This window comes from Flavobacterium tructae (assembly GCF_002217475.1).
Lineage (GTDB): Bacteria > Bacteroidota > Bacteroidia > Flavobacteriales > Flavobacteriaceae > Flavobacterium > Flavobacterium tructae.
Map to the genome: position 1 here is coordinate 97,696 of NZ_MUHH01000032.1, position 6,350 is coordinate 104,045.

Consider the following 6,350-nt stretch of genomic DNA (forward strand, 5'->3'; position numbering starts at 1 on the left):
TTAAATTTTATAACGGACGGTTTTAAAATTTACTTAAAAAAAGGGAACTGCCTCAAAAGAATTACGCTCCGCTGTAGCTTCTTAAAACTGGTAAATTGTATTTACTATAAAGATTTTGCTCCGCTGGAGCAGTTTCAGAAAAAATAGAAGTAATTCCTTTTAAAAGAAGTTTTATTTTATAAAAAAAGTGCCGCCTCATTTTGAGACAGCACTTTTTTTGATTTATTGCTAATCAAATTTTGATTTTTCTTCTACTTTTGGCCAGCTATTATTGGTAACATCAATATCGGCGGTCATTAATTTCGGATCTATCTGAATGCTCTTGATTGCTTTTTCAGTTGCATACACTTTTTTAGCCGTGTCGTTATTCTTTCTCCAGATCTGTGCCGGATACTGATAATTCTCTTTTGTTCCGTCTTCGTAAGTAATCTCAACCAAAATTGGCATGATCATTCCTCCCGGTTTACTAAACTCTACTTCATAGAAATATTTAGGTGATTTCAGACTTGCTTTTTCTTCTGCAGTAAAGGTTTGACTCACATAATCTGACAATAGTTTTACCTCTTCTACTTTTAGTGGTTTCTTAGTCGAAGCGTTTACCTCGGCATTATCACCGGCAACTAAATACACGAAAGGTCCTTTTTCAAATCCAAAACGTCCTTTTTTCACTTTAATATCTTTGATATCTGCAGTTGGCGTTTCGGAAACATAATATTGTTTTACCTCTTTGATTCCGATATCTACAAAATCTGTAGAATAAAACCATCCTCTGAAAAACCAGTCTAAATCAACCGCCGAAGCATCTTCCATCGTTCTAAAGAAATCTTCAGGGGTTGGATGTTTGAATTTCCATCTGTTGGCATAGGTTTTAAAAGCATAGTCAAACAATTCTCTTCCCATTACGACTTCTCTCAGAATATTAAGTCCTGTAGCCGGTTTTCCGTACGCGTTATTCCCAAATTGATGAATGGTTTCAGAGTTCGACATAATAGGCTCTAAAAACTTCTGATCTCCACTCATATACGGAACGATATTTTTTGCAGGTCCGCGTCTTGAAGGAAAGTTCGAATCCAGTTCCTGCTCTGCCATGTATTGTAAAAAGGAGTTCAAACCTTCGTCCATCCAGCTCCATTGACGTTCGTCTGAGTTTACAATCATTGGAAAAAAGGTATGCCCCACTTCGTGAATTACCACACCGATCATTCCGTTTTTAACCTCTTTGCTGGTCACCCCATTCTCATCCGGACGACCATAATTCCAGCAAATCATTGGATATTCCATCCCCTGATCTTCGGCTGAAACCGATACTGCTTTTGGATAAGGGTAATCAAAAGTATGTGCTGAATAGCTTTTTAAAGTATGCGCTACCACCATTGTGGAAGTTTCTCCCCATAGCGGATTTGATTCTTTCGGATAAACAGATTCGGCCATTACTACTCTGTTTCCGATTTTTACAGCCATTGCATCGTAAATGAATTTTCTTGAAGAAGCAATTCCGAAGTCACGTACATTTTTGGCACTGAATCTCCAGGTTTTTTTCTTTTCCGAAAATCCTTTTTCCGCTGCTTCTGCCTCAGCTTGTGTTACAATTACAACTGGTTTATCAAATGATTTCTGAGCCTGTTCGTAACGTTTTACCTGTTCCGGCGTAAAAACTTCGGCTCTGTTGGTCAGTTCTCCGGTAGCATCAATGATGTGATCTGCAGGAACTGTAATGTTTACATCAAAATTACCAAAAGGCAATGCAAACTCTCCACTTCCCCAAAACTGCATATTCTGCCAGCCTTCAACATCATTATATACGGCCATTCTTGGATAAAACTGAGCAATTACGTATAATTTATTTCCGTCTTTATCAAATGATTCATAACCGGAACGTCCGCCACCTTCTTTTCTGTAGTTGTTAACGTTGTACCACCATTTTATGGCCAGTGAGATTTTTTCACCCGGCTTTAATGGTGTTGCCAGATTAATACGCATCATGGTTTCATTGATGGTATACGACATTGGGTTTCCTTTTATGTCTTTTACCTGTTCAATATTAAAACCGCGCTCTAAATCTTTTTTCAAATATTTACTTGAGAAACCATCCAAAGGCAAAACGGGGCTTATTTTTTCACTTTCCGCCAAAGAGGTTTGCGTTTTGGCTCTGGCCTGATTCTGATCTAGCTGTATCCATAAATACTCCAGAACATCAGGAGAATTATTAGAATAGGTTATCACTTCAGACCCGTCTATTCTTGATTTTTTATCGTCTAATTCAATATCGATTTTATAATCGGCCTGTTGTTGGTAATACGCAGGTCCCGGTGCTCCCGAAGCGGTACGAAACATATTTGGAGTAGCCAGCAGATCATACATCTGGCTGAATTTGTTTGTATCGTACTTCCCTTGTTGCTTTGGAGCAACTGTTTTTTCCTGAGCGACAAGCATCGCAGGAAAAATCAACAATAATGAAAGTTTTTTCATAAAATAGTAATGGTAATTTTGTCAGGGTGTGAAAATAACAATTAAATCAATAATTTTATCGATTCTTTAGTACTTTAACAATTCTTTCCTGGAAGATTCGGTAAAGAGAACACTTTTCTTACTGCCAAATGCCGTAATGTGCGTAATATTCTGTTGCTCAGCATTCCAATCTACTAAAATAGTATTAGAGATTTCAATAGTTTTAAACTTATCGATGTCTTTTATTCGAGAATAACAAACCAAAACATCACCGGCTTCTATCTCTTTAGACAAAAAGGTAATGGGTTTGGACTGACCGTTTATTTTAATAATAAAGTTTTCTGCAAGGTATTTTTTTAACAGCTCTACATCTGCTTCGGTTTCTTTATCGGTTCCTACAAATGTTTTCTTATGGTATTTTTTCTCCATACCATTATTAAGGTCATCAATAAAAATTCGGGAAGTAATCTGAATCATCTTTTTCTCGGCGGCATAATTGACCTGAAAAACACCCACATAAAACTTGTGGAATGCGAAAGCAGAAAGTGATAAAAACAATATTCCTATTAAAGGATAGATTACCTTATTTTTCATTACTGAGAAACTTTCACTTTTTTAAATTCCTTATTTTTATTAACCAGGAAATCAATCAATTCAAATTTTTGGTCCGGACCAAGATGTTTTCTGGATTCCGGATCATTCGAACAATACAATAGAAACAATTCTATATCATCTTCTTTTAACCCCAAAGTACCGGTAAAGAAGTTCGGTTTGAAATTGGCTCTGGAATATTCAATAAAAGCAAGATCCGTAATAACTTCTTCCTTATCATCATCATCTTTAGAAAGCAGCTTTTTAACATCTTTAAAAATTCTGACAAAGTTCATACCGTATTTAATCGTCTGATCAGAGTACATTGTAATATTTTTGGCCGTAGACTGCTTATCATCTTCAAACTGCATGTCGACATATTGTTGTGAACCTCCGCCAAGTGACTTTACTTTTAGATCTTTATGTACCAAAACTTCTTTCAGCTCATTACTTATTAAATCTAATGGCACCGAAAGCAGAACTCCGGCACAGTCTTTTTCTGTCAGCACAATTTTTTTGGACTGAAACGCCAATCCCGTAAACAACAAGGTATCCTTAGGTTTTGCCATGATATCAAACAATCCGCCTGAACCAATAAAGGTTCTCACATTGGCATTTACATTCATCACAAAACCACTTTCAACGGCGAGCGATTTATTGGTAACTTGTCCATGGATGGGTTTTCTTGAATTTTGTCCTAGTGTAATTTGACAAATCAGGCTTATAAGCAATAAGGTTAGGCTATTTTTCATTTTCGAGAATTATTAGATATTTTCTGGCTAGATCGGTTAACAAAAACATACTCATTGTTTTGTTTTTAGTATTCAAAGATACGGCAAAATCAGCATCATCCACACAATATAACTGAAATCCTTTAATATCTGCTACAGGTATTCGTAATCTTTCTGTATAATAATTTTCCTCAAAAAGATATTCCATTTTTCTAAAGAGCGCCTCTTTCTTCTCTACATTAACCTCTTTTTTAAGCATGGCCGTCCTTCCGGAAATTTTGTTAAGCAACTTGTCTACCGAGGTTGAAGTCGCAGTGTACACTTTTCGTTCTGCAGGGGTATATTTTTTCTGTCCGTACGGAATTATCCCTAAATTCTCAGCTGTTATATTGGCATTTTCATTCACCACCACCTCTTTCAACTCCACTTCTTTGGCTGTCATTTTAATCTGAAGCCGACCTGTATTCATATCTTCAGCCGTGATTCGTCTCTTATATCCTTCGAGATTTACTGCCGAAAACACCAAAACATCTCCTTCTTTTGCCACAATCGAAAACCCTCCGTTTGCATCTGAAACAGCCGTAACCTGTGTCGTATTATTAATAATATTCACGGACTCAACTGAAGTAGACTGCTCAAAAATCTGTCCCGAAATTTCTTTTGAAACCTTATTTTGCGCAAATCCCAACTGGACTAACAGTAACAGTAAACTAGTTTTTATAAATCTATTTATTTTCACTTGCAATTATTTCTTTATACTTAACCGCTAATTCCGCCAGCAAAAATTCTGTCGAAGTCTTATTTTTAGAATTTAAAATCACTGTAAATCTATCATTATCTACGACGTAATATTCGAATCCTTTTACATATTCTAAAGGAATCTTCAATTGCCCCACAAAATGTTCCAGCGTAAACATTTTTTCCAACAGCTTCATGAAAGCCTCTTTTTTCTCTACCACTGCCTCTTTTTTAAGCATAGCCGTGCGTCCTGAAAAAAAATTCAACATCGGATCTGCAGAAACAGAACCACCAACCATACCTCCCGCATTTGCCTTTGCATTTAGATCTGTCGCGGTACGTAATTTACGTTCGGCTTCTGTGTATGTTTTTTGCCCGCCCGGAATAATCCCCAAAGAAACCGCATTTACATTATTATAATTTTTAACAATAACTTCCTGCAGCTGGTGCATTACCACATTAAGTTTTACAGTAAAGTTGATATCTGAGAAATTTTCAACTGTTAATACAACTCTGCTTTCTTTGAATTGTATCGAAGAAAAAACAAGTTCATCACCTGCTTTAGCGCCAATAGAAAATGCACCTGAGGAATTGGTTGTTGTCATCCCCTCTGTCCGCGCATTGATTACATAAACCCCTTCGAGATCATTGACATTCGCACTTATTCGCCCGTTTAAAACGGTCTGGTCCTGAGCCTGAGACCAAGCGGTCTGCCCTAAAGCAAAAATCAGAAAACAGACGAACCTGTGCATGGCGACAAAATTTTAAAGATTTTCTTAAAGCTGTAAAAATATCTTAATGTTCTCCAAATTTAATACTAAGGAGTTGGTAAAAATATGTTAATTAAACCCCATAAAGAAGCATTCCAAAGAGAGTTTTTTAATACCTTTAACCAATTCAACCTGAGTTTAAACCATTATGAAAAGCATTATCATTGCCAGCACTTCTACTCTTCACGAAGGCAGCTATTTAGAGTATTTACTCCCTACTTTACAATCTCACTTTAAAAACTGTAAGAGCATTTTATTTATTCCGTTTGCCAGACCCGGAGGTATTTCGCATGACGATTATACCGCAAAGGTTTCGGAAGCTTTTGCTTCCATCGATATCTCTGTTAAAGGAATTCACGAATTTGAAAATGCAGCTGACGCCATAAAAAATGCAGAAGGAATATTTACCGGTGGTGGAAATACCTTTTTATTGGTGACGCAGCTTTACAAGTACAATATTATGCAGCTTCTTTCTGAGACGGTGAAAAACGGAACTCCTTATTTAGGAACAAGTGCCGGAAGTAACATTTGCGGCCTTTCGATGCAAACCACCAACGACATGCCCATCATCTACCCTCCAAGTTTTCAAACCTTAGGACTGATTCCTTTTAATCTGAACCCACATTATCTGGATCCTGACTTACAATCTAAACATATGGGTGAAACAAGGGAAACCAGAATTAAAGAATTCCATGCTTTCAACACAATCCCGGTTTTAGGTTTAAGAGAAGGCAGCTGGCTGGAAGTGAAAGGCGATACAATCACTTTGAAAGGAAACCTGCAAGCGCGTTTGTTTCTGCAAAACGAAACTCCGACAGAACTGGAGACTGGGAGCGACCTGAGCAATCTGAAATAAAAATTCAATCTTTTTAAATTCCAAATTCCAATTTATCAATCAAATTTGGAATTTGGATTTTTTTTACATGAATACGCTTGAATACAGGCAAAAACGAAAAAAGCCTCAAACAAATGTTTGAGGCTTTTTTAAGAGCGAAAGACGAGGCTCGAACTCGCGACAACCAGCTTGGAAGGCTGGAGCTCTACCAACTGAGCTACTTTCGCATTAACAGGG

General features: G+C 37.0%; 6 protein-coding genes and 1 tRNA gene. 1 reads left to right on the forward strand and 6 read right to left on the reverse strand.

Annotated features, from left to right (window positions below; translation table 11 throughout):
• Nucleotides 1-228: 228 nt before the first annotated feature.
• The 5 genes from B0A80_RS14835 to B0A80_RS14855 form a co-directional block, all read right to left on the reverse strand.
• Nucleotides 229-2,469, reverse strand: a complete 2,241-nt coding sequence (locus tag B0A80_RS14835; protein WP_070908704.1) for a M1 family metallopeptidase — start codon at nucleotides 2,467-2,469, stop codon at nucleotides 229-231.
• A 66-nt stretch (nucleotides 2,470-2,535) separates the two neighbouring features.
• The gene (locus tag B0A80_RS14840) at nucleotides 2,536-3,042 is read right to left on the reverse strand and encodes a DUF6702 family protein (RefSeq protein WP_017497044.1); all 507 of its coding nucleotides are present in this window, start codon (nucleotides 3,040-3,042) and stop codon (nucleotides 2,536-2,538) included.
• The gene (locus B0A80_RS14845; protein ID WP_017497045.1) at nucleotides 3,042-3,791 is read right to left on the reverse strand and encodes a hypothetical protein; all 750 of its coding nucleotides are present in this window, start codon (nucleotides 3,789-3,791) and stop codon (nucleotides 3,042-3,044) included. The genes B0A80_RS14840 and B0A80_RS14845 overlap by 1 nt, the downstream gene beginning before the upstream one ends.
• Nucleotides 3,781-4,509 (reverse strand): carboxypeptidase-like regulatory domain-containing protein, encoded by a 729-nt coding sequence (locus B0A80_RS14850; RefSeq protein ID WP_233430754.1) that lies wholly within the window; start codon nucleotides 4,507-4,509, stop codon nucleotides 3,781-3,783. The genes B0A80_RS14845 and B0A80_RS14850 overlap by 11 nt, the downstream gene beginning before the upstream one ends.
• A complete protein-coding gene (locus tag B0A80_RS14855; RefSeq protein ID WP_089077752.1) occupies nucleotides 4,496-5,260 on the reverse strand; it encodes a hypothetical protein in 765 nt (254 codons plus the stop codon). The genes B0A80_RS14850 and B0A80_RS14855 overlap by 14 nt, the downstream gene beginning before the upstream one ends.
• A 166-nt stretch (nucleotides 5,261-5,426) precedes the next feature.
• On the opposite strand from B0A80_RS14855, the gene pepE reads away from it, so the two are divergent.
• A complete protein-coding gene (pepE, locus tag B0A80_RS14860) occupies nucleotides 5,427-6,134 on the forward strand; it encodes a dipeptidase PepE (protein WP_089077753.1) in 708 nt (235 codons plus the stop codon).
• A gap of 133 nt (nucleotides 6,135-6,267) precedes the next feature.
• Here the strand turns inward: pepE and B0A80_RS14865 are convergent.
• Nucleotides 6,268-6,340, reverse strand: a tRNA-Gly gene (locus B0A80_RS14865).
• Nucleotides 6,341-6,350: the final 10 nt, after the last annotated feature.

Coding starts and splice junctions, on each gene's coding strand:
- B0A80_RS14855 (WP_089077752.1), bottom strand. CDS start 5,260: ATGCACAGGTTCGTCTGTTTTCTGATTTTTGCTTTAGGGCAGACCGCT.
- pepE (WP_089077753.1), top strand. CDS start 5,427: ATGAAAAGCATTATCATTGCCAGCACTTCTACTCTTCACGAAGGCAGC.
- B0A80_RS14845 (WP_017497045.1), bottom strand. CDS start 3,791: ATGAAAAATAGCCTAACCTTATTGCTTATAAGCCTGATTTGTCAAATT.
- B0A80_RS14840 (WP_017497044.1), bottom strand. CDS start 3,042: ATGAAAAATAAGGTAATCTATCCTTTAATAGGAATATTGTTTTTATCA.
- B0A80_RS14835 (WP_070908704.1), bottom strand. CDS start 2,469: ATGAAAAAACTTTCATTATTGTTGATTTTTCCTGCGATGCTTGTCGCT.